The organism is Henriciella sp., from assembly GCF_049649345.1.
Lineage (GTDB): Bacteria > Pseudomonadota > Alphaproteobacteria > Caulobacterales > Hyphomonadaceae > Henriciella.
In genome coordinates this window covers 1-21,905 of record NZ_JBARZC010000033.1, presented here as the reverse complement: position 1 = coordinate 21,905, position 21,905 = coordinate 1, and the positions used below count along the sequence as shown (strand labels likewise).

The following is a 21,905-nucleotide window of genomic DNA, read 5'->3' as shown; positions in this document are numbered from 1 at the left end:
TCGCCAAGAATTTCGGCTAGAGGCAGACGGTCCGTGATCGCAGGCTCGATCACGGATTGATTGCGCGGCGAATACCTGACATGTAATATCATATCATTCTCAGGGAGCGTCAGATGAGATCACTTGTCACCCTCGCAGGTCTCACCGTAGTGACCGGCTTTGGCGCGCAGGCCGAACCATGCACAGCAACCACTTTCAGCTCGGCGCATGGTGCGGCCTATATGGAGGCCGAAACCGCACTCGTTGACGACAGCGAGCCCGAAGCGGCTCTTTCGGTTACAGAAGCGCTTTGGTCATCCAATCTGAACTGCTTCGAACGCGCCTCCGTGCGGAAGCTGCGAGCAGCGGCCCTGGTCGAGCTGGACGAGTACAAAAGCGCGATCGCATTGCTGAAACCGCTGGTGTCAGATCTCTCCGAATCTCGCGCTGACCGCGCCAGGACGGCCCACACCATAGGACAGCTCTATCTTGCAAGCGGAGATCAGACGTCTGCAGCGACGTATCTGGAGCTTAGCGAAAAGCTGTCTGCACCCGAGTAGAGCCGACATCCAAGACGACGAAAAGGGCGCCCCGGTGAGGCGCCCTTCTCCGTTCAGACGACCGCAAGAGCTACTCAGCCGGCAGCTCATTGTTCGGGCCAAGCAATGTCGTCATGAAGCCTGGCAGCTGGACATTGTATTGCTGCTGGATCTTGTCGAAGAAGCCGAAGAACAGGATGAAGGCGAGGAAGAGCGGCACCGGCCAGCGCATCAGGAAGCGCCAGATATTCATCACTGTGCCTTCTCCGATTTCCGTTGTCAGCATGTCGCGTGACAGGATCCAGCCGGCAAAGATCACCGCCAGCAAACCGCCGAGCGGCAAGAGTATGTTGCCGGTCACGAAGTCCATGAAGTCCAGATATTCAGGGCCGAACACATAGGCTGCACCGACCAGGAACAGGATAACCCCCATCCCAAGTGATGCACCGAAACGGGTTACGCCCTGGCGCTCTTCAAGCCACGACACAGACACTTCCATAAGCGAGATGGAGGAGGTGAAAGCTGCAAAGAGAGCAAGGCCGAAGAAGACGACCGCCATCAGCTCACCGCCCGGGATGGAACCGAAGGCAACAGGCATGGAGATAAAGAACAGGCTCGGTCCGCCAGCCGGGTCGAGACCCGCAGCAAAAACGATCGGGAAGATCGCAAAGCCGGCGATCAGCGCGACCAACGTATCGGACCCTGCAATGATGCCTGAGGCGCGCGGAATATTGGTGTCTCGTGAGAGATACGCGCCATAAGTGATCATCAGGCCAACGCCGATACCAATCGAAAAGAAGGCCTGTCCAATCGCCTCAAGGAAGGTGTTGAATCCGACCTGATCCCACTTTGGTTCCAGAAGGAAGGCCGCCGCCTGTCCGAAATCACCCGTTGTCAGGGCGAAGCCAACAACCACAATAAGCATGATGAAGAAGGCTGGCATCAGAACGGTAGCAGCCCGCTCAATCCCGCCCTTGACGCCCCTGCCGACCACAAAGACGTTCGTCGCAAGAAACAACCCCAGCAGCAGCAGGATATACCATTTGGAGACGAGGGGGTGATCCCCCTGACCAATGATATTGTTGAAGTTTGCGCCAGATGCGGCCGCGTCCATTTCAGCAAATCCCCCGCCGATGGCCTGCACCGTAAAGGCCAGAAGCCAGGCGGAAATGACCACGTAGAAGCTGAGAATGAAGGTTGCTGTCAGTGTGCCGACCCAGCCGACAATGCCCCAATTGAGGCTCTTGGATTCGGCGCGCGCCAGAGACTGGACGCCTTCAATGGCCGACATGCCGGACTTTCGGCCCATGGCATATTCGGCCATCAGGAGGGGCAGGCCGATAAGGGCGACGCATGCGATGTAGATGGCGATGAACGCCCCGCCGCCATTCTCGCCAGCGGTGTAGGGAAAGCGCCAGAAATTGCCGAGGCCGACAGACGAGCCCACAGCGGCCATCATGAACCCGAACTTCGAGCCCCAGGTCTCTGTCTTGCGACCAATTTCCATACTTTGCTCCCTAGAGGAAATGATTTTCGCGGGACACTATCCGCGGTGGGATAAAGGTCAACGCTTCTCGGTGTATCGGGGCAAGGCTGTCCCCTAGATTCCCCCTTGAGCTGCGAGGCGTTCCTTCTGTCCGAGATGGACAGAAACGATGATGCCGAAGCAGGCCATGGTCGTGAACATAACGGTGCCGCCATAAGAGACCAGAGGCAGCGGCACACCCACAACAGGAACGAGGCCGAGCACCATAGCGACATTGAAAAGAATGAAGAAGGCCACCGTCGCGACGCATCCAACGGCCGCGAACCGGCCAAACACGCTGACCGACCGGCCCGCAATGATAAGTCCCCAGACGAGAATCACGGCCCAGATCATCAGGAGGCCTGTCGCACCGAGAAATCCGAATTCTTCTGCGATAACGGTCAGGATGAAGTCTGTATGCTGCTCCGGGATGTAGTCGAGCTGCGCCTGGATGCCTTCCATAAAGCCCCTGCCCTGCATCCCGCCTGAGCCAATCGCGATCTTCGCCTGTTCGATCTGATAACCGTCATCGAGCGTGTTGACGGCCTGGCCTGTGAGCTGGGCGATAAAGGTGTCGACCCGTTCGCGCTGATACGGCTCGAGCACGAACTGATAGACCGGCCATGCGCTTGCAAGTGCTGCAATCACGACGGCGGCGATCACCCGGTACCAGAGGCCGGCGAGATAGATCAGCACGCCGCCAGCGGCAAACAGTGCAAGCGTCGTCCCGAAATCGGGCTGTTTGAAGATCAGCGCGGCCGGCACGAGGATCATCAGAAGCGGCGGCAGATGGATGAAGAGACGCCCGGACTGGTTGGTGAGATTGTTGTGATAATACCGCGCAAGCGCCAGGGTCAGCGCGAGTTTCATGAATTCGGATGGCTGCACATTGACCGGACCGAGTGGCAGCCAGCGCTGTGCCCCGCCGCCTGAGACACCGAAGAGTTCGACACCAAGCAGCATGGCGAGCGTCACGAAATAAGCCGGCCAGGCGGCTTTCAGCCAAACGCCGATCGGCACAAGCCCGATCACCAGCAAGAGCACCAGCGCCATTCCGAAGCGCACCGCATGGCGAGCGGGAAGCGCGGCTTCCTGAGGATTGGTATAGGTGGCGCTGAAGAGCGCTGCCGTGCCGATACAGGCGACAGACACAAGCAAAAGGACCAGCCCCCACGGCAAGGCGCCAAGCGTCGCGCCGAAATCGCGCTCGCTGGGCCGGGCGGCCGATGCGCTGGGCGACCACGCCATCAGGGCGAGCCGAAATCCGAGGTGCGGATGGAGGGCGCGCTGGCGGTCTGCTGCCATTTCGGCGCCTTGCGGGAATCGCGCTTGATCGCGTGGGCGAGAATATCGCGGGCGACAGGGGCGGCGGCACTGGAGCCGCCTTCGCCGTGCTCGACAACGACAGAGATCGCATATTTCGGATCGTCGGCCGGCGCATAGGCTACAAACAGGGCGTGGTCGCGCAGCTTGCGGGCAAGCTGGTCGCCTTTCAGAACGCCTGTCCGGCGCTCGGCTTCGGTAATCCGGCGCACCTGGGCGGTGCCGGTCTTGCCGGCAAGTCTTGGCCCGCCAAGGCCGAGATCGCCTGAGCGCCATGCAGTCCCGCCCGCTTCGGATGTCACGCCGAACATGCCAGCCTTCATCCGGTCCATCATGTCGGCATCAAGCGGTTCGGCATTGGGGATGGGGTCATCGGGCCGGGGCCCTTCGCCAATAATATAGGGCTCGATCAGCTTGCCGCGCGCTGCGATCCGCGCCGACATCAGGGCCAGTTGAAGCGGTGTGGCCGAAAGGTAGCCCTGGCCAATGCCATAGTTGAGCGTTTCGCCTTCATACCATTGCTCGCCCAGCGTCTTGCGTTTCCACGGATCGTCAGGAACCGTGCCGCCGCGCCCCCCCGTCAGGCCGAGCTCCCAGCGCTGGCCGAAGCCGAACCGGCGCGAGACGTCGGCGATCCGTTCAACGCCCGTGCGCCGGGCAATCTCGTAGAAATAAACGTCGCAGGAGCCCTTGATGGCCCAGTGCATGTTGACCGAGCCGTGGCCGCCCGGTTTCCAGCAGTGCCAGGTCCGGTTGCCGAAGCGGTAATAACGGTTGCAGTGAACCCGCATATTCGGGTCGATGCCGGCTTCGAGCGCCGCGGTGGCGACCACCATCTTATAGGTCGAGCCCGGCGGATAGGTGCCGTCATAGGCCTTGTGATAGAGCGGCGAGCGGTCATTCTCGCGCAGCTCATTATAGTCGGCATAGGAGATGCCGTTCACAAAATCATTCGGGTCGAATGCCGGCGTCGAGACGAAAGACAGGATGGCGCCTGTCTCGATGTCGAGAACGACCGCTGCGCCGCTCTCTTCGCCGAAACGGTCTATCGCGAACTTCTGCAGCTCGGCATCGACGGTCAGGCCGATGTCGCGGCCCGGAATCGGCGCCAGATCCATACTGTCGAGCTCGCGGATGACGCGCCCGGCGGCGTTGGTTTCCAGCCGGCGGAAGCCCGGCTCGCCGCGCAGCCAGGACTCTGCATAACGCTCAACCCCTGAGCGGCCTGTGCGCATGTCGGGATGCTTGAAGAGGCGCGTCAGGAGACGGGTCTCCTCGTCGCTCACGTCTTCCGTCAGCCGGCCGAGATCGTCCTGGCTCGCCTTGGCGACATAGCCGAGCACATGCGCAAAATCGCGCCCGCGCGGATAGGAGCGCGTCGGCGCCATGTCGACCTGCACGCCGGGGATCTCCGCGGCAATCAGCGACATACGCGCGAAATCCTCATAGGTCAGTTCGCTCTTGACGATGGTCGACTGGAAGGCCGCCTGCTGGCGCGCGGCGCGGGCGATCCGGACCTGCTGGTCAGGCGGCAGGTCGATATGTTTCGAAACGGCCGCGAGTGTCGCTTCGACATCAGGGGTCTGTTCGCGGATGATCGAGACGCGCCCCGCCTGGCGGTGTGAGGCGAGCGGCACGCCGAAACGGTCATAGATCGTCCCGCGCAGCGGCGGGGCAAGGTCGAGCTTGACGCCATTCTCGTCAGCGATCTCGCGATAGCGCTGGCCTTCAAACAGCTGCAGCTGCGCCAGGCGCGCAACAAGGCCGGAGAACATCAGTCCCCCGGCAAGGCCCGTCGCAACCGTGCGGCGGCTCAGGCGATCTTCGAAGTCTTTCTGACTGCTCATGCGAGGCTCCCTGTCAGGGGTGCGATCCGCCGGCCAAGATTGAAGACGGGCGCGACCAGCATATGAAGGAAGTAGGTGACGACAAACGCGCTGATAAGGGGGGACATCTGCACAACATGGCCGCTGGCAAAGCTGGCGAGGAGCCAGACCAGGCTGAACGCAAAGCTGTAGAGGACGACCGGGGCGATGATTGTGATGATCGGCGCGCGCTCGCGGTCGAAGGTCCGGCTGATGCCAGCGCTGAGGCCGAAGACGGACAGGTTTATGAAGCCGAAACAGCCGAGGGGTGCATAGGCGCTGACATCCTGAGCCACACCAAGGATGACGAGTATCGCCATCGGCCGCAGCGCGAGCCCGCTCCTGCCCCAGCCTATCGCCGCGACAAGCGATGCATAAGGCCAGACCAGTTCGTTTCCGAACAGTGTCTGGGGGTTCAGCCCTGCAAGGCCGATGATGACGACGAGAACTGTGCCGATGACCAGCCGGCTTGTCGGGCCAGCTTCACCCCAGAAGCGGGCGATGCCCGCAAAACGCTGTTTCTTCCGGGCCATCAGGGGGATCCCGGACTTTGTGCGCCGGGCGCCTCGCCGTCTTCAGATGCGGCTGTCTCGGTTTCGCTCGTTTCTTTTGTTTCCACCGGCACCTCTTCAGGTGTCGGAATCTTCATGCTGGGCATCAGACGGACAAACCCGCCCTGGGAATCGCTCATACCGAAGTCGACGCGCAGATCACCGCCGCGCTGAACGATTTCCCCGACAATGATGCCGCGCGGAAAGATGCCGCCTTCGCCTGAGGTGAGAACCCGCTCGCCGAGGACAAAATTTCCGTCTTCCGGCAGATCGGTCAGTGTGCCGAGATCGTCGCGGTCACCAAACAGGATGGCGCGAAGCCCGCTCGCCTCGCCCATGACAGGCACGCGCGAGTTGAAGTCCGTCACCAGCAAGACGCGCGAGGACCGCTCGCCGAGCTGAACGACACGGCCGACAAGCCCGCCTTCATTCTCGGCATAGGCGCCGTCTTCGACGCCCTGCAGTCGGCCGGCATTGACAAGAATGGCCTCGCGGAACGGGCCGTTGGTTTCAGATGTGATCCGGGCCGTGACACCGCGCACGGGCGGCTCGCCCATGATGTTGAGCATGTCCTCATAGGCTTCGAGGCGGGCGGCCATGGATATCGCGACAGAGCGATAACGGGTCAGCTCACGCACTTCGGATTCGAGTTCGCGGATGCGGGCATCGCGTGCCGCTTTCCCCGAAATCCGGTCCCAGAGGCCCGGCCGCGCAGAGCTTGTCAGCTGATCAGCCGCTGAGGCGCGCGCAGGATCAACCATGGCGCGCAGCTGCGGCGATGTCTGAAGCAGGAGAACGCCGAAAAGGCCGGCCAAGGCAATAAAAAGGGCATATCGCCTCAATGGGCGGCCTTTAAATCGCTTTCCTCGCATACGGGCCATGGACGTCCCTTCTGGCCTCCGACCACACTTCTAAACTTTGAGCTGAACCGCGAATTCAGGCAAGCCGCAATTCAGTCCAGCTGCCGCCACCGGGCAGAGCCTAAACTTCCGGCGACAGCACGTTTTTCATGCGCACCAGATTTTCCAGCACATAGCCACAGCCATTTGCGACACATTTTAGCGGATCATCGGCAATCATGACAGGCAGCTGGGCCTGCTGACGGATGACAACGTCGAGATTCCGCAGAAGCGCGCCGCCGCCTGTCAGCACGATGCCGCGGTCGACGATGTCTGCTGCAAGTTCAGGCGCCATGGCTTCGAGCGCGAGCTTGATCGCCTCGACGATTTCGCCGACCGGGTCAGCCAGCGCTTCGGCCATCATGGCTTCGTTGACTTCTACCTCGTTCGGGACGCCATCGGTCGTGCCGCGACCGCGGACCATGACGGTCAGCCCTTCGCCGCTTTCCGGCGCCTTGGCAGAACCGATTTCCTTCTTAATCCGCTCGGCGGACATTTCACCGATCATGATCTGCTTGGACTTGCGCAGATAGTTCATGATCGCCTGGTCCATCTTGTCGCCGCCAACACGGACAGAGCGCGAATAGACGATCCCGCCCAGCGACAGGACGGCGACCTCGGTCGTGCCGCCACCAATATCGACAACCATGGAGCCAGCCGGCTCCTCGATTGGCAGGCCTGCACCGATCGCAGCGGCCATTGGCTCTTCGATCAGCTGTACATCGCGTGCACCGGCGGCCAGAGCGGACTGGTGGATGGCGCGGCGCTCAACGTTTGTTGCAGAGCTTGGAACACAGATTATGATCAGCGGGGAAACGAAGGCGCGGCGATTATGCACTTTGCGGATGAAGTGCTTGATCATCTCCTCGGCGACTTCAAAGTCCGCGATCACGCCATCGCGCATCGGGCGGATGGCTTCCATGTTGAGCGGTGTCTTGCCGAGCATCTGCTTGGCCTGGTTACCAACCGCATAGACGACCTTGCGCCCGCCTTGGTTCATATAGGCGACGACAGATGGCTCATCGAGCTTGATGCCCTGACCCTTTACATAGACGAGCGTGTTCGCTGTCCCAAGGTCAATGGCCATATCCGTGGAGAGCATGCCGAGAAGGCTACCGATCATTTGTAACGTCGCTTTCTGGTGGCGCAGCGAGACAGTCCCGCTACGCGCAGGTGTGGATTATGATCAGCCCTGTAACACAGATGCCGTTTCCACTCGGTTAACGCAAGTGAAAGACTGTTGACAAACAGAACGAACCGTTCCGACAAGACAAACAACAATAGTGGCGGGCTATCCCAAGGATCCTCTCGCACGGGCCCTGTCGTTTCGCAAACGAAACGTTCAGCATTAATGCTGAGCGATTCATACATCGTAAACAATCTGCAGGTTGGCGCGAATCACTCTGCGCGCTGCTCAAGCCAGACCTAGGCAGCTATCCGCTTCATCCGTCTTGCTTCGAGCTTGTTCAGCGCATGGATGTAAGCCTTGGCGCTCGCTACCAGCGTGTCGGGATCAGAGGCCCGGCCGACCGCCATGATGCCCTCGCCCTTGAGACGGACACTGACTTCAGCCTGCGCATCGGTACCGCCCGTCACGGCATGGACCTGGAAGAGATCGAGCTTCGCCTCATGGTTCACAATCGTGCGGATCGTATTGAATACCGCATCGACCGGCCCATTGCCGGTACAGCTCGCAGACTTTTCCTCGCCATCGACAAGCACGGTGAGGTCGGCGCTCTGAGGCCCGTCCGACCCGGCGATTACGCGCAAATGTCTGAAGGCGACACGCTCACCCATGGCCGAGAGCTGGTCATCGACGAGTGCAAGAATGTCATCATCAAAGACGTGCTTCTTCTTGTCGGCCAAATCCTTGAACCGGCGAAACGCCTCGTTCAGCGAGTCCTGATCGAGCTCATAGCCGAGCGATTTCAGCTTGTCGCGAAACGCATTGCGCCCCGACAGCTTGCCCATGACCAGCGAAGACTTCGAGACGCCGACATCTTCCGGCTTCATGATCTCATAGGTCTCGGTATTCTTCAGCATGCCATCCTGGTGGATGCCGCTTTCATGGGCGAAGGCGTTCTTGCCGACGATTGCTTTGTTGTACTGGACGGGAAAGCCTGTAATCCGGCTGACCATCTGGCTGGCCCGCGCCAGCCGCGTTGTATCGATGCCTGTCTCGAAGGGCAGAGAGTCGCCGCGCACCTTGAAGGCCATGACGACTTCTTCCAGCGCGGCATTGCCGGCGCGTTCGCCGAGGCCATTGATCGTGCACTCGATCTGGCGCGCGCCGTTTTGCGCCCCCGCAATCGAATTGGCGACGGCGAGGCCGAGATCATTATGGCAATGGGTCGACCAGACCACCTTGTCGGAATCGGGGATTGTCTCGCGCAGGGCGCGGATCATCGCTCCGTATTCTTCGGGATGGGTGTAGCCGACCGTGTCCGGCACGTTGATCGTCGTCGCCCCGGACGTGATGGCCGCGTCGATACATTTACACAGGAAGTCGAACTCGGTGCGGGTGGCATCCTCGGCGCTCCATTCGACATCATCGACGAGGTTGCGCGCCTGAGCCACCGACCGGCCAACCGCTTCGAGCACGGCGTTCGGGCCCATTTGCAGCTTGTGCTTCATGTGCACCGGGCTTGTCGAGATGAAGGTATGGATCCGCGGGCGCGCCGCGGCACGGACCGCTTCACCGCAGCGGTCAATATCGCCTGGCGTCGAGCGGGCAAGGCCGGCAATCACGGAAGACTTCGAGCGGCGTGCAATCTCTCGGACGGCTTCAAAGTCGCCTTGCGAGGAATTCGGGAAACCGGCTTCGATAATGTCGACACCCATCGTCTCGAGCAGATCGGCAAGATCGAGCTTTTCACTATGGGTCATGGATGCGCCGGGCGACTGCTCGCCGTCGCGCATGGTGGTATCGAATATGAGAATACGGTCTTTGTCGGTCGTCATCTTGTCTGGCCTGTCGGAAAACTTGGTGGCTGTACGTTGAAGTGTACGAGGCTTGAAGCGTTCCCCTGACCAGGCGCCAGACGGCTAGCGTCCGGCGGCGACCGGCCAGGGGCCGGTAAGCAGCAGGTTGGATAGCGTCAGCAGGGGCAATTTCTTGCGCATAGCGTGACTAATCGGGATTTTCGCTATCGCTGTCAACCACTTCGGCGACATCCACGGCAATAATTTTGCCTTCCTTTCGCCGGTGGCGCGCATAAAGCCAGACGGCGGCGAAAACGAGGACGGCGGCGCCCGCGAGCGCGGCCGCGACGAGCGGTGAGCCCTTGATCGCCGCCATCAGGCTCTGGCCGGCAAAGGTGACGAGCAGGATTTTCGGGATGATGCCGAGGGCCATCCCGGCCAGGAAGGCGAGGAAGTTTGCCCGCACGGCCCCGAACGCCATGTTCACGATCAGGAACGGCCCTGTGGGCACATTGCGGACGATGACGCTCGCGGCAAAAGCGTTGCGCGAGACGAAATCAGTGAACTTCTGCGTCCGCCTGCCGGACAGGCGCGCCACAGCCACCTCTCCGCTGAACCGGCCCAGCCAAAAGGTCAGCGCCCCCGACACCATGGTCGCAAGCCAGGCGTACAGGGCACCATTCACAGGCCCGAACGCGACAACGGATGCTCCGATCAGACCGAATTGCGGGATGCCCACCAGGGCAGCGCCGCAGAACAGCGCGATCACCGCTGGCAGCGCCCAGGGCGTATCGGCCAAGGCTTGCATCTGGGCGATGAACGCTTCGAGCGAGCCGAGCACACCTGTCTTGCCCAGCACGAAGAGGATGATGACAGCCCCGCCCAGCGCCAGGCCGAACCACAACGCCGTCCGCGAACGGCTGGCGGGCAGAGTGTCATTGGTGGTCGTCATCGCTGATGCATGTCCTTCAGCCTGCGAAACCCGTCAAGATGATCGCACAGTATCACATGGGAAGGACAAGGCGGAGCAACCTGCGCCCCGGGACAGAGCCTGACGGGGCCGGGCCTAAGCGTCCGGCTTTTCAAACTTCATCAGGAACTGGTCCGTCATGCCGCGCACCTTCTCATCGAAGACATTCGCTGTGAGATCATCATCGGGATTGTCGTAGAGATCGCTTTCGGCGACGAGAACGAGACCGGCCTCCATCGCCAGGTCGCGGACAATTTGCGGATCGATCCGGTGCGTGTCACCGCCCGTCGACGCCGGTGAGCCTGCAGGCGCCGTATGGTCGACCACGACGAAGGTGCCACCCGGTTTCAGGATGCGGACAATCTCGGGAAACGCATTGTCCGGGTTGGACACCAGCTTCGCGCCGCTTTCAGGCGTGTACCAGAGCTCGTGCGGGCCCTGGAACCAGGTCACCACATCGGCAGTCTCATCCTCGAGGGTCAGCGCATCGAAGTCGGCCTTGAGATATTCGACATTCTCAAGCCCTTCCATCCGGACCTCGGCTGCATCGCCCAGGAACGCGTCAAACGCGGCCGGGTTCTGCATGTAGAGCTTTCCTTCATCGCCAAGATAGGCCGAGAATATCTCAGTGAAATAGCCGCCGCCGGCTTCCATTTCGACCAGCGTATCGCCGGGCTGCAGCGCCATGAATTCGATCACGGCGCCGGGCTTGCGCATCTCGTCGCGCTCGACATCGGTCTCTGGCCGCTCCGGATTGACGACGGCCGCGTTGACCCGCGCCAGATCAACCGCAGGCGCGTCCAGCATCGGCGGCTCCGGCACATCGGCAGGCGCAAGACCGGCATCATTTGTATTGGACGCGCACGCCGCAAGCGCTGCGCCCATTGCGATGACACTGACAAGTTTGATGGATTTCATTTCTTCTTCTCCTGGGCGCCCGATGACGCCTGACTATTAAGACCTCATCGAGGCCGGTGCCGGGTGCCTTCCCCCGATGTAATAAAGACGGCGCTGGCGGGCGCCGTGTCGATATCTGCGATGTGCCAGACGCCCGGATCATTGATCACATAATCGCCCGGCGAGAGCGTAACGTCCGCGATCCGGCCATCTGGATATTCCTGTTTGAGCGTCATCTCGCCTTGTGTGCAGATGACGATTTCATGCCCTGACGGGTGCATCTCCCAGCTGTCCCAGCCGGTCTCGAATGTATGCATGGAGACGAGCCTGCCATCGGCTCCATCATCCGGGTGGAGCTCGCCATAGCGCTCATACCATTCCATGCCGCCGGTCATTTCCGGCAGGACAAAAGCCGTGCCGCCACGCCCCAGATGGGCCGGATATTTCTTCAGTTTCTTCGGCGCGTACATATCGCGGGCATCCTTCCTGATGCAGTCACACCTCAGCAAGCATTTCTTCGCTCATCGTCCACAGCCGGTCGGCGCGGGCGTCATCGCAGATCCATTCGCGCGCATGCTCCCAGCGCTGGCTGGTCTCGCCGGCCAGCTGGGCGATGTCGCAATCCTCGCAATATTCGCCGCCGCGCCCATCGAGCTTTGGCGATGTTGCAGCCCACACCGCCGTTGAGGCGCCCTGTTCCGGCGTCTTGAACATCCGTTGGACAGCCTTCGGGATCGAGCCATCCGGATTTTTCCAGCCAAGCGCGACCATCTCCTCTTCTGGCAGATGGCGCTGGAGCGGGGTGAAGATGCCGCCCGGATGAACCGAAAATGCCGAGACGCCCTTTGCCTTCCAGCGCCGGTCGAGCGCATTGGCGAACAGGGCATCGGCCGATTTCGCCTGCCCATAGGCCTCCCACTTGTCATAGTCGCGTGTTTTGTAGTGCGGGTCATCCCAGATCACATCGCTGCGGACATGGCCGGTCGAGGACAGGCTTACAACACGGGACTCGCCGGCCCGCGCCAGGGAGGGCTCAAGCGCCTGCGTCAGTGCCATGTGCCCCAGATGATTGACCGCGAACTGCTTCTCCCAGCCCGGTCCCACCCGGTCCAGCGGACAGGCCATAATGCCGGCATTGTTGATCAGGATGTGAAGCGGGCGTTCGGAAGCCACATAGTCGCCGGCGAAACTGCGAACGCTCGCAATGTCCGCCAAATCCATCTCGCCGACCGCGATTTCCTGCGGCACATCGGCGAGCGCGGCTTTTGCGGCGTCGAGCCGTCTGGCCGGGACAGTGACATGAGCGCCAGCGTCGGCGAGCGCCTTCACCATCTCTATGCCAATCCCGCTATAGCCGCCTGTGACAATAGCGTTTACGCCTGTGAGGTCGATGCCCTCCAGAACCTCGCGGGCGGTCGATTTGGGGCCAAAGCCGGAGCCTATCGGCGCCTGATCACGCGCAGCCATGACTGAACCTCCTCCCCGTTCATTCATTATTCAGGGCAAATTGCGCTTTTCAACTGCAGCTGACAAGGCCAGTTGCAGAGGCCCGCCGGAAATCTGCCATATTGATAAGTGTTACTCTATACGATCGACCGGAGACCCAACATGACCACCCGCCCCCTGCTTGCCCTTTTCACCCTCGCCTCGGCCTTTGCCCTCGCGCCGAGCGCTTCTGCGCAATTTGGCCGCGAGCAGATCGCCAAACCCGACGCAGATGAACTCTATGCCGACCGCGCGGTCAAAAAAGGCTGGTTTGATGATGCGGTCGAACGCTACTCGGCCGCCTGCAACGATGTGAGCCGCCAGAAGGCTGTCTGGGCGCGCAATTGCAGAAAGCTCGCCGACATTTACCGCAAGGGCCAGGCTGGGCCGCAGGACTACGAAAAGGCCGAAGGTCTTTATGACCGCGCCTGTTTTACCGGCAAGGATGCTGACGCCTGCATGCAGCAGGGCCATATCAGCTTCAAGGGCAATGATGGCGATGTCGATTACCCCTATGCGCGCCGTCTCTACAAACAGGCCTGCGATCTCGGCGATCAGACAGGCTGCGCGGGGTATGGCTCGATGCTGTACCGCGGACAGGGCGGCGCCATGCAGCGCACCGAAGGCAAGCGCTATATCCAGGAAGCCTGTGCCTCTGGCGATGACTGGGCCTGCGACCGTGCGACGGGCTTCGGTCTGCCAACCCGGCGCGGTCTCTAGGTCGATAAAATTTAACCGAAACAATTACCTGGCTGTTCGCTCTGTTCTGCTAGACCATCGTCCATGATGGACCGCAACAGCGACTTGCTCAGCCCTGGAAAGGGCGCAACTTACAGGGCGTTCGGCTTTTTTGCCTTCGTCGTCGCCGCTGCCTTGTCTCTCGCGGTGATCTTTGCGCTTCTCATCGTCAACTTTGTTGGCGTGCCGAGCGAATTTTCGGAATTCCTGCTCACCACGCTCCTGATCGCAGGCTGTGTCGCGGGCCCGATGGGCGCCATCGCCGCGCAGAACCAGTATCAGATGGAACGCTATCAGGCGATGCTGGAGGCCATGGCGGCAACCGATCCCCTGACCGGCCTGTTTAATCGCCGTTCCTTCGAGCGCCATGCGCATGATGAGGTCCAGCGCATGAAGCGGATCAACTATCCAGCCTGCATTGCCATTTTTGACCTCGATCACTTCAAGTCCGTGAACGACAAGCTGGGTCATGCCTTTGGTGACCAGGTTCTGATCGAAGTTGCGGCAGTGACGAAGAAACAGCTAAGGGGCTCATTCGACCGCGCGGCCCGCTGGGGCGGCGAGGAGTTTGCACTGCTTCTGTCCAATGTCACCGAAGATGATTGCCGCCAGGCGTGCGACCGTCTGCGCACCGCCATTGAGCGGCGTGTGATCTCCCACAAAGGCAAGACAGCCCGCGTCACAGCGAGTTTCGGCGTTGCTCCGCTGACGACGGAAGGCGGCCTTGAGGCAAGCCTCGAAGAGGCTGATGCAATGCTTTACGAAGCCAAGAAATCAGGCCGCAACCGCGTTTGCGTGGCAAAGCCCCGACGCGACGCCGCCTGACGGCTTGAGACCACATTCGCCGCCTCAGAGATTGTGAGCGGCGCTCCCCCTTCCTAGATAACGGGCATGATCCCGTTTTCGATACTTGACCTCGCCCCGATTGTTGAAGGCTCCAATCCGCAGGATGCGCTCGCGCGCGCCCGCAGGCTGGCCACCCATGGCGACCGGCTCGGATATAATCGTTACTGGCTTGCCGAGCACCATAACATGCCCGGCATCGCGAGTGCGGCAACGGCCGTGATGATCTCTCATGCCGGACAGGACACCGAGAATATTCGCCTGGGCGCCGGCGGCATCATGCTGCCCAATCACGCCCCGCTGATGGTGGCCGAGCAGTTCGGCACGCTTGAAGCGATCTATCCCGGGCGCATCGATCTTGGCCTTGGCCGCGCGCCGGGTGGGGACCAGGCGGTTGCCCACGCCTTGAGGCGGACGCTGGTTGGCGGCGAGGACCGGTTTCCACGGGAAGTCGTCGAACTGCAGCAATGGCTCGCCGACGTGCAACCCGGCCAGCGCGTGCAGGCCGTCCCCGGCGGCGGCACGAATATCCCGCTCTGGATTCTCGGGTCCTCGCTCTTCGGCGCGCAGCTCGCCGCCCATCTTGGGCTGCCTTACGCATTTGCCTCGCACTTTGCGCCGCAAGCCATGGACCAGGCGATCAAGATCTATCGCGAGACCTTCCAGCCGTCGGACCAGCTGAAAAAACCTTATGTCATGCTCGGCTTCAATATGATCGCCGCAGACAGCGACGAAGAAGCAGACCGTCTCGCCTCTTCGCTGCGCCGGACATTCGTGAATCTTCGCCGTGGCACGCCGACCCGGCTCGCGCCGGCGGACCTTTCCTTCGATGAAGATATCCAGCCGCACGAGCGCGTCATGCTTGAAAGCATTCTGTCCTGCTCTGCTGTCGGTTCGCCTGAGACTGTGAAGGAGAAGGTGAGCGCCTTCATCGATCGGACAGGCGCCGATGAACTCATCCTGTCAGCCCACATCTATGACGAGGCAGCCCGCCACCGCTCCTATGAGATCGCGGCAGACGTGCGCGAAAGCCTGACACCGGCCAGGGCGGCCGAATAATCGACATCAAAACGTGACTGGCGCAGTTCAGTCCGAGCCGCTAAACGGGCCGGCTGATGCTGACCCGCCTGCTTGCCGCTCCGATCCTGCTTGCCGTCATCGCGATCGCGATGGGGACCGGTATCGATGCGCTGGTGAAAGGCATTGCCCCGGGCGCAGGCCTGCATCATTTGCTCGCCTGGCGCTTCCTGTTCGGCGCTTTGATCGCGTTTGCCGTCTTCCGCGCCAAGAAACGGCCGCGCCCGAGCGGGGAGGCGATCCGGTTTCACACCATACGTGGCCTGCTCCAGGTCTTCTGCGCCTTCACCTTCTTTTATGCCCTCACACAGCTGCGCCTCGCCGAAGCAACGGCGCTTGGCTTCACTGCTGCGCTCATGGTTGCGCCGGTCGCGCGGATCGTGATTGGCGAGAAGATCAGTCCCGTCGCCGTGGGCGCCGCGCTGATCGGTTTTCTGGGCGTGGCTCTCGCGGTATGGGGCTCTGGGTCGAGCGAGATGCCCGGTCAGGAAAGCAATCGCACGCTCGGCCTCGTTTCCCTGTTCGCCGCGACGATTGGCTATGCCTTTGTGCTCGTCCTGTTGCGCATGCGGGCGACGAAGGAAGACGCGACGACGATTGCCATGTTTACCAATGTGGTACCCGCCATTGCTCTGCTACCGATCACTTTCGGCCTGTTCGGATTTCCGGCGCTGGCATCGATCCCGCTCTTCCTGCTGCTTGGCATGCTCGGCTACAGCGTCTGGTTCCTGATGACGCTCGCCTATGCCAAAGCGCCCGCCCAGCGGCTTGCGCCGATTGAATATACGGCGCTTGTCTGGAGCGCGATCCTCGGGCTGATCTTCTTTGATGAATGGCCCGGCTGGCAGCTCTGGGCCGGCGCAGTGATCATCATTGCGAGCTGCATGATCGTCGCCTTCGAAGACCACTTTCGCACACGGCGCGACGCGGGCCTGCCGGCGAGCGATATCCCGGAATAGCGCTAGACGCTGCGCCCGATCTTCACCGCCTCTTTCGCCTTTTCGGTGATCGCGGCCCAGTCGCCATTTGCCATCTCTTCCTTTGTCGCGATCCATGAGCCGCCAACCGCGATCACATTCGGCAGGGAGAGATAGTCGACCGCGTTCTGAGGTGTGACGCCGCCTGTCGGCATGAAGTCCATATGCGGCAGAGGACCGGCCAGAGATTTAAGAAATTTCGCGCCGCCCGCAGCTTCGGCCGGGAAAAATTTCATGACACCGAAGCCTTCGTCGAAACGCGCCATGGCTTCGCTCGCAGTGGCGACGCCCGGCAGGATGATGCCGTCATGGCTCCCAAGCGCTTCAAGCAGGAGCGGCGATGTACCCGGCGTGACGAGAAAGTCTGAGCCGGCCTTGAGCGCAGCATCGACATCGCCTTCTGAAATGATGGTGCCCGCGCCGACAAGGAAGTCTTTAAAGGCGTCGCTCATGCGCCGGATCACCTCAAGCGCCGCGGGCGTGCGCAGCGTGATTTCAGCGCTCGTAATGCCCCCCTTCATCAGCGCTTCGGCGAGCGGCTCGGCATGGTCTGCTTCGTAGACGGTCAGCACAGGCACGATGGGCGCTGCTTCGATAGCGCTGCGGAAGGCGGTCATGGTTTTCATGATGGGAGAACCTCGTCGAGATGCAGGGCGGCCGCGCCGATCAGCGCCGCTTCACCGGATTTCAGGAGCCGAACCGGAATGGGCGGCATGTAATCACTCATCGGGCCGCGGTCCATGAAGCGCTCAAGCGCTTCCGGCTCGAGCAGCCACTCTTCAAGCCGTTCAGCGACGCCGCCCGTAATCACGACCCCGCCCCTCGTCCCATTCATCAGGGCCGCATCGCCAAGGGCGTAAAGCGTGCCTCGCGCACGGATCCGGCAAATATCAAGGCAGACCGGATCGCCCTGGCGAGCAAGCTCAAGCATTTTGGCGGGTGGAATCTCATTCCACTCCAATCCGTCGATCTCGCAGAGCGCCTTGTGCACAGCATCGAGGCCGGAGCCTGATAGCACCAGTTCCCGGGAGACGTAGCCGTGGTGTTCCAAAAGCTTCTGATAGAGCGCCCATTCACGCGGCGTGCTCGGCGCATAAGCGGCGTGTCCGCCCTCACCTGTGAGGATCCGCCAGCTCGTGGCGCCAACCGGTATGAGCGTCGCCATGCCAACGCCCGTTCCAGGCCCGGACACAAGAATAGGCTCGCGGCCATCCTCATCGGGGCTGCCCGCATGAACGACGGTGAAAGCAGAATCCGGTAGCTCCGGTATCGCGCGCGCCATGGCGGCATAGTCATTGACGAGACGGACGCGCTCAAAGCCGCAATTGCCTTCAAGCCGCTTTGAATCGACCAGCCAGTCACGGTTTGTCAGCTTGACGCGGCCTTCATCGACAGGCCCGGCCAGCGCGATAAGGGCCTTGCCCGGCTTTTTCGTGCCAAGCTCCTTGCTATAGGCGGTCAATGCGTCGTCAAAATCTTCGAAATCATCACCCGGCATGACGGACACGTCCGAGATAACCGGGTGGCCTGCAAAGCCGCGCCGCGCAACCGCGAAGCGGACATTGGTGCCGCCAATATCACCGACAAGAACGGTTTCTGCCATGCCTAGAAATTCCCCGGCAGGAAGAAATCAAACAGGCTGCCGCCGGATTCTGGCCGGTCGGCATTGTCGCGAAACGCCGAGAACAGCTCGCGGCCAAGCCCCTGCCCGGTAATGTTCGGGCGGAACTGGGCCGGCTCGCGCGCCTCGAAGACGCTCGGATCGATATCGAGATCGAGCCGGCCGGTTTCTGCATCCAGCGTGATGACATCGCCATCCTGCACCCGGGCCAGCGGTCCGCCGCGGGCCGCTTCCGGCCCGACATGGATCGCCGCCGGGATCTTGCCGCTGGCGCCGGACATGCGCCCATCTGTAACGAGCGCGACGCGGAAGCCCTTATCCTGTAGCGCGCCGAGCGCGGGCGAGAGGGCGTGAAGCTCCGGCATACCGTTGGCGGCCGGGCCCTGGAAGCGAACGACGGCGACGACATCCCTGTCGAGCTCGCCGGCCTTGAAAGCTTCCTTGAGCGCCTCCTGATTGTCGAAGACCCGCGCGGGCGCTGTGATCACGCGCCGGTCTTCCTTGACCGAGGAGACCTTGATCACGCCTCTGCCAAGCGGCCCTTCCAGCATGCGAAGGCCGCCCTCGGCCTGAAACGGATTGGACACGGGGCGCACAATGTCGGTGTCGCCGCTCGTCTCAACCGCGTCCCGGAAAGCGAGTTTGCCATCATCGAGCCAAGGCTCTTTTGCATGTTCGGAGATGGAGCCCATCACGCCTTTGGCATCGGCATTCATAAGGCCGGCACCGAGCAGTTCGCGCATGACAAAGCTCATGCCGCCCGCCGCCTGGAAATGGTTCACATCGGCCGGGCCGTTCGGATAGATGCGGCAGAGGAGCGGGGTGACGGAGCTCACATCCTCGAAGTCTTCCAGCGTGATCTGATAGCCTGAGGCCGCTGCCATGGCCGGGATGTGCAGGGCGTGGTTCGTGGACCCGCCTGTCGCCATCAGGCCGACCAGGGCGTTGACCCAGCTTTTCGCGTCCACCATCTCGCCCATCGGCGTGTAGTCGCGCTTGATGGTCAGCTCCACGACGCGTTCGACCGAGGCGCGCGTCAGCGCTTCGCGAAGCGGTGTGCCGGGGTTTTCAAAGGCGGCGCCCGGCAGGTGCAGGCCCATCATTTCCATCAGCATCTGGTTGGAATTGGCCGTGCCGTAAAAGGTGCAGGTGCCGGGGCTGTGGTAACTCTCGGATTCGGCTTGCAGGAGCGCGTCACGGCCGACTTTGCCAAGCGCATATTCCTGCCGGATGCGCTGCTTTTCCGGGTTTGGCAGGCCGGATGGCATCGGCCCGCCCGGCACGAAGACGTGCGGCAGCCAGCCAAAGCGCAGCGCCGCAATCATCAGACCCGGCACGATCTTGTCGCAAATGCCGAGATGCAGCGCACCGTCGAACATGTCGTGGCTGAGCGAGACGGCAGAGGCGAGCGCGATCACATCGCGGGAAAAGAGCGAGAGCTCCATGCCTTCCTGGCCCTGGGTGACGCCGTCGCACATGGCCGGAACGCCGCCGGCGACCTGCGCGGTCGCATTCACTTTGCGGGCCGCATCGCGAAGAATCTCAGGGTAGTGCTCATAGGGCGCGTGGGCCGAGAGCATGTCATTATAGGCGGTGATGACGCCGATATTGGGCCAGGACGCGCCGAGGAGCTGCGTCTTGTCGATGACCGCGCACCCCGCCGACGCATGCGCCAGATTGCCATCGGCGAGTTTCTCGCGGGCAAAGCTGGTCGGCTTGCGCGCGCGGATGAGGTCCAGATAGGCCGAGCGCGTCTCCGAAGAGCGCGCCTCGATCCGGTCTGTGACCTCTTTCAGCTTGGGGTGCAGGCTTGTCATTTTCCGTTGCTCCACCAGTCGCGATCATCTTCGCGCAGCATCATCCGGGCTTCAACCGGGCCATCTTCAAGACCGGCAGAATAGGTGTGCATCGGTGTCTTTGAATCGGCCCAGGCCTCGAGCAGGCCATCGACCCACTCCCAGGCTTCCTCGACTTCCTCGCGGCGCATGAAGAGGGCGAGATTGCCACGCACCACATCCATGAGCAGGCGCTCATAAGCGTCCGGATATCGCACCTGGAACGTCTCGGCATAGGAGAGGTTGAGCGGCAGGGATTGCACCCGCAGGCCGCCCGGTCCCGGCTCCTTGATCTGGACGTAAAGCTGGACGCCTTCATCGGGCTGCAGGCGAATGATCAAACGGTTCGAATGGGCCTGTTCTTCGCCGAACATGGCATGCGGCGCCTCACGAAACTGGATCACGATCTCTGAATGGCGCGCTCGCATCCGTTTGCCCGTGCGCAGGTAAAACGGCACCCGCGCCCAGCGCCAATTGTCGACCCAGGCCTTGATCGCAACGAAGGTCTCTGTGTCGCTCTCGCCGCTGTCCAGCTCTTCGAGATAGCCTTTGACCTGTTTGCCATCCATCGTGCCGGGGCCGTACTGCGCACGCACGGTTTCGCGGTCGGCGCACTTCATATCGACCGGACGCAGCGCATTGAGCACCTTGATCTTTTCGGTCCGGATTTCGTCGGCAGAGACGGAGTTTGGCGGCTCCATCGCGATCAGGCAGAGCAGCTGCAGCAGGTGGTTCTGCACCATGTCGCGGACAGCCCCTGCACTGTCATAATAACCGGCCCGGTCTCCGACGCCGACGCTCTCGGACACAGTGATCTGGATATGGTCGATGGCAGTGCGGTTCCAGAGCGGCTCGAACAGCGTATTACCGAAGCGCAGGACGAGAAGGTTCTGGACTGTTTCCTTGCCGAGATAATGGTCGATCCGGTAGATGCGGTCTTCAGGGAAGACGGCGCCGACACCGGCATTGATGGCTTTCGCAGATTCCAGATCGGTCCCGATCGGCTTTTCCAGGACAACGCGTGAATCACCCTTGGAAAGGCCTGCCTTGCCGAGCGCCTCGCAGATCGGCACATAGATTTTCGGCGTGACGGCGAGATAGAAGATGGCCGGGCGCTCGTCACCGCCGAGCTTGTCCTTCAGCCCACTCCAGTCCGCGTCTGCCTTCGTTGCATCCATGCCGACATAGGAGAGAAGCTTCTCGAACCCCTTCCAGTCTTCGGCCTTGAAGTCCTTGCCGGTCGAGGCCTTGCAGGCCTTCAGCGCAAAGTCGCGGAACGCCTCGTCGCTCAGCTCCGTGCGCGACACGCCGATGAGGCGCGAATCCTCAGGGATCTGGCCGTCGAGGTAACGGTGATAGAGCGCCGGGAGGAGTTTTCGTTGAGAAAGATCGCCGGTACCGCCGAAAATGACGATATCGAACGTCTCTACAGGAATGAATTTTGCCATATGCCCCGATATATTGTGGGGCCGCAGCGCGCAATCAATGGCGCCGCGACGACCGTCTGTATGAGTCTTCACACCCAGTTACTAAACATCACGCGGGGGAAGGTCCACAAAAAAACTTGCCGGTTTTTGCATTGAAATTGCACAGTTTTGCAACGAGACAGCCGCAATGGACAATGGTCAGCCGCAGCTTGTTTCGAGCTTTTTTGCAGACGCGGAAACAATAACGGGAACCGGGCGCTGGGCCGTGCCGGTCCAGCCCTTTGCAGTGAGCTGCGCGGAGGTCTCCCCGACGGTCAGCTTGCCGGCAAGCTCGCCGTCCGGTCCGCCTGCGCAGGCCAATCTGAAAAGATAAGCATCCCCGTCGAACGCGCCCTCAGTGACGCGGCAATTGGGATTGATGTCGTTCAGCAG

Annotated in this window: 21 protein-coding genes; 5 read left to right on the top strand and 16 right to left on the bottom strand. The window is 61.5% G+C overall.

Annotated elements, in window-relative coordinates; all coding sequences use genetic code 11:
- The first annotated feature begins 113 nt into the window (after positions 1–113).
- Entirely contained in the window at positions 114–539 is a 426-nt protein-coding gene (locus WA989_RS00885) for a hypothetical protein (RefSeq protein WP_424338649.1), read from the top strand.
- 70 nt (positions 540–609) lie between these two features.
- Here WA989_RS00885 and WA989_RS00880 read toward each other — a convergent pair whose 3' ends face one another.
- The 11 genes from WA989_RS00880 to WA989_RS00830 all read right to left on the bottom strand — a co-directional run bounded on the left by WA989_RS00880 (position 610) and on the right by WA989_RS00830 (position 12,937).
- Positions 610–2,025: a sodium-dependent transporter gene (locus WA989_RS00880; protein WP_424338648.1), complete on the bottom strand. Its 1,416-nt coding sequence runs from the start codon at positions 2,023–2,025 to the stop codon at positions 610–612.
- Between the two features lie 93 nt (positions 2,026–2,118).
- The gene (gene rodA, locus WA989_RS00875) at positions 2,119–3,348 is read right to left on the bottom strand and encodes a rod shape-determining protein RodA (protein ID WP_424338647.1); all 1,230 of its coding nucleotides are present in this window, start codon (positions 3,346–3,348) and stop codon (positions 2,119–2,121) included.
- Positions 3,291–5,213 carry a penicillin-binding protein 2 gene (mrdA, locus tag WA989_RS00870; RefSeq protein ID WP_424338646.1) on the bottom strand — a complete coding sequence of 641 codons (1,923 nt, stop codon included), beginning with the start codon at positions 5,211–5,213 and terminating at the stop codon, positions 3,291–3,293. The genes rodA and mrdA overlap by 58 nt, the downstream gene beginning before the upstream one ends.
- Positions 5,210–5,764: a hypothetical protein gene (locus tag WA989_RS00865; RefSeq protein ID WP_424338645.1), complete on the bottom strand. Its 555-nt coding sequence runs from the start codon at positions 5,762–5,764 to the stop codon at positions 5,210–5,212. Before WA989_RS00865 ends, mrdA begins: the two co-directional genes overlap by 4 nt.
- Positions 5,764–6,663: a rod shape-determining protein MreC gene (gene mreC / locus WA989_RS00860; protein ID WP_424338644.1), complete on the bottom strand. Its 900-nt coding sequence runs from the start codon at positions 6,661–6,663 to the stop codon at positions 5,764–5,766. The genes WA989_RS00865 and mreC overlap by 1 nt, the downstream gene beginning before the upstream one ends.
- A gap of 100 nt (positions 6,664–6,763) precedes the next feature.
- Positions 6,764–7,804, bottom strand: a complete 1,041-nt coding sequence (locus WA989_RS00855) for a rod shape-determining protein (RefSeq protein ID WP_424338643.1) — start codon at positions 7,802–7,804, stop codon at positions 6,764–6,766.
- A 302-nt stretch (positions 7,805–8,106) separates the two neighbouring features.
- A complete protein-coding gene (locus WA989_RS00850; protein ID WP_424338642.1) occupies positions 8,107–9,642 on the bottom strand; it encodes a 2-isopropylmalate synthase in 1,536 nt (511 codons plus the stop codon).
- A 169-nt stretch (positions 9,643–9,811) separates the two neighbouring features.
- Positions 9,812–10,555, bottom strand: coding sequence for a TVP38/TMEM64 family protein (locus WA989_RS00845; RefSeq protein ID WP_424338641.1), 744 nt, complete (start codon positions 10,553–10,555; stop codon positions 9,812–9,814).
- Positions 10,556–10,669: 114 nt separating this feature from the next.
- Positions 10,670–11,491: a class I SAM-dependent methyltransferase gene (locus WA989_RS00840; RefSeq protein WP_424338640.1), complete on the bottom strand. Its 822-nt coding sequence runs from the start codon at positions 11,489–11,491 to the stop codon at positions 10,670–10,672.
- 44 nt (positions 11,492–11,535) lie between these two features.
- The gene (locus tag WA989_RS00835; protein WP_424338639.1) at positions 11,536–11,940 is read right to left on the bottom strand and encodes a cupin domain-containing protein; all 405 of its coding nucleotides are present in this window, start codon (positions 11,938–11,940) and stop codon (positions 11,536–11,538) included.
- A gap of 25 nt (positions 11,941–11,965) precedes the next feature.
- Entirely contained in the window at positions 11,966–12,937 is a 972-nt protein-coding gene (locus tag WA989_RS00830; protein ID WP_424338638.1) for an oxidoreductase, read from the bottom strand.
- A 141-nt stretch (positions 12,938–13,078) separates the two neighbouring features.
- Between WA989_RS00830 and WA989_RS00825 the strand changes: the two genes are divergently transcribed.
- From WA989_RS00825 to WA989_RS00810, 4 genes are all read left to right on the top strand, one after another.
- Positions 13,079–13,675 carry a tetratricopeptide repeat protein gene (locus tag WA989_RS00825; protein WP_424338637.1) on the top strand — a complete coding sequence of 199 codons (597 nt, stop codon included), beginning with the start codon at positions 13,079–13,081 and terminating at the stop codon, positions 13,673–13,675.
- A gap of 63 nt (positions 13,676–13,738) precedes the next feature.
- Positions 13,739–14,518: a GGDEF domain-containing protein gene (locus tag WA989_RS00820; RefSeq protein ID WP_424338636.1), complete on the top strand. Its 780-nt coding sequence runs from the start codon at positions 13,739–13,741 to the stop codon at positions 14,516–14,518.
- A 66-nt stretch (positions 14,519–14,584) separates the two neighbouring features.
- Complete coding sequence (locus WA989_RS00815; RefSeq protein WP_424338635.1) at positions 14,585–15,595, top strand: LLM class flavin-dependent oxidoreductase; 1,011 nt, start codon at positions 14,585–14,587, stop codon at positions 15,593–15,595.
- 56 nt (positions 15,596–15,651) lie between these two features.
- Positions 15,652–16,572: a DMT family transporter gene (locus WA989_RS00810; protein ID WP_424338634.1), complete on the top strand. Its 921-nt coding sequence runs from the start codon at positions 15,652–15,654 to the stop codon at positions 16,570–16,572.
- A 2-nt stretch (positions 16,573–16,574) separates the two neighbouring features.
- Here the strand turns inward: WA989_RS00810 and eda are convergent, their stop codons facing one another.
- The 5 genes from eda to WA989_RS00785 form a co-directional block, all read right to left on the bottom strand.
- The gene (gene eda, locus WA989_RS00805) at positions 16,575–17,216 is read right to left on the bottom strand and encodes a bifunctional 4-hydroxy-2-oxoglutarate aldolase/2-dehydro-3-deoxy-phosphogluconate aldolase (RefSeq protein ID WP_424338633.1); all 642 of its coding nucleotides are present in this window, start codon (positions 17,214–17,216) and stop codon (positions 16,575–16,577) included.
- Positions 17,213–18,193: a glucokinase gene (locus WA989_RS00800; protein ID WP_424338632.1), complete on the bottom strand. Its 981-nt coding sequence runs from the start codon at positions 18,191–18,193 to the stop codon at positions 17,213–17,215. The genes eda and WA989_RS00800 overlap by 4 nt, the downstream gene beginning before the upstream one ends.
- Before the next feature lie 2 nt (positions 18,194–18,195).
- A complete protein-coding gene (edd, locus tag WA989_RS00795; protein ID WP_424338631.1) occupies positions 18,196–20,028 on the bottom strand; it encodes a phosphogluconate dehydratase in 1,833 nt (610 codons plus the stop codon).
- On the bottom strand, positions 20,025–21,494 hold the full coding sequence (zwf, locus tag WA989_RS00790) for a glucose-6-phosphate dehydrogenase (protein ID WP_424338630.1): 1,470 nt from the start codon (positions 21,492–21,494) through the stop codon (positions 20,025–20,027). Before zwf ends, edd begins: the two co-directional genes overlap by 4 nt.
- Before the next feature lie 177 nt (positions 21,495–21,671).
- Positions 21,672–21,905: hypothetical protein (locus tag WA989_RS00785; protein WP_424338629.1), on the bottom strand; the 234-nt coding region annotated here is incomplete at its 5' end.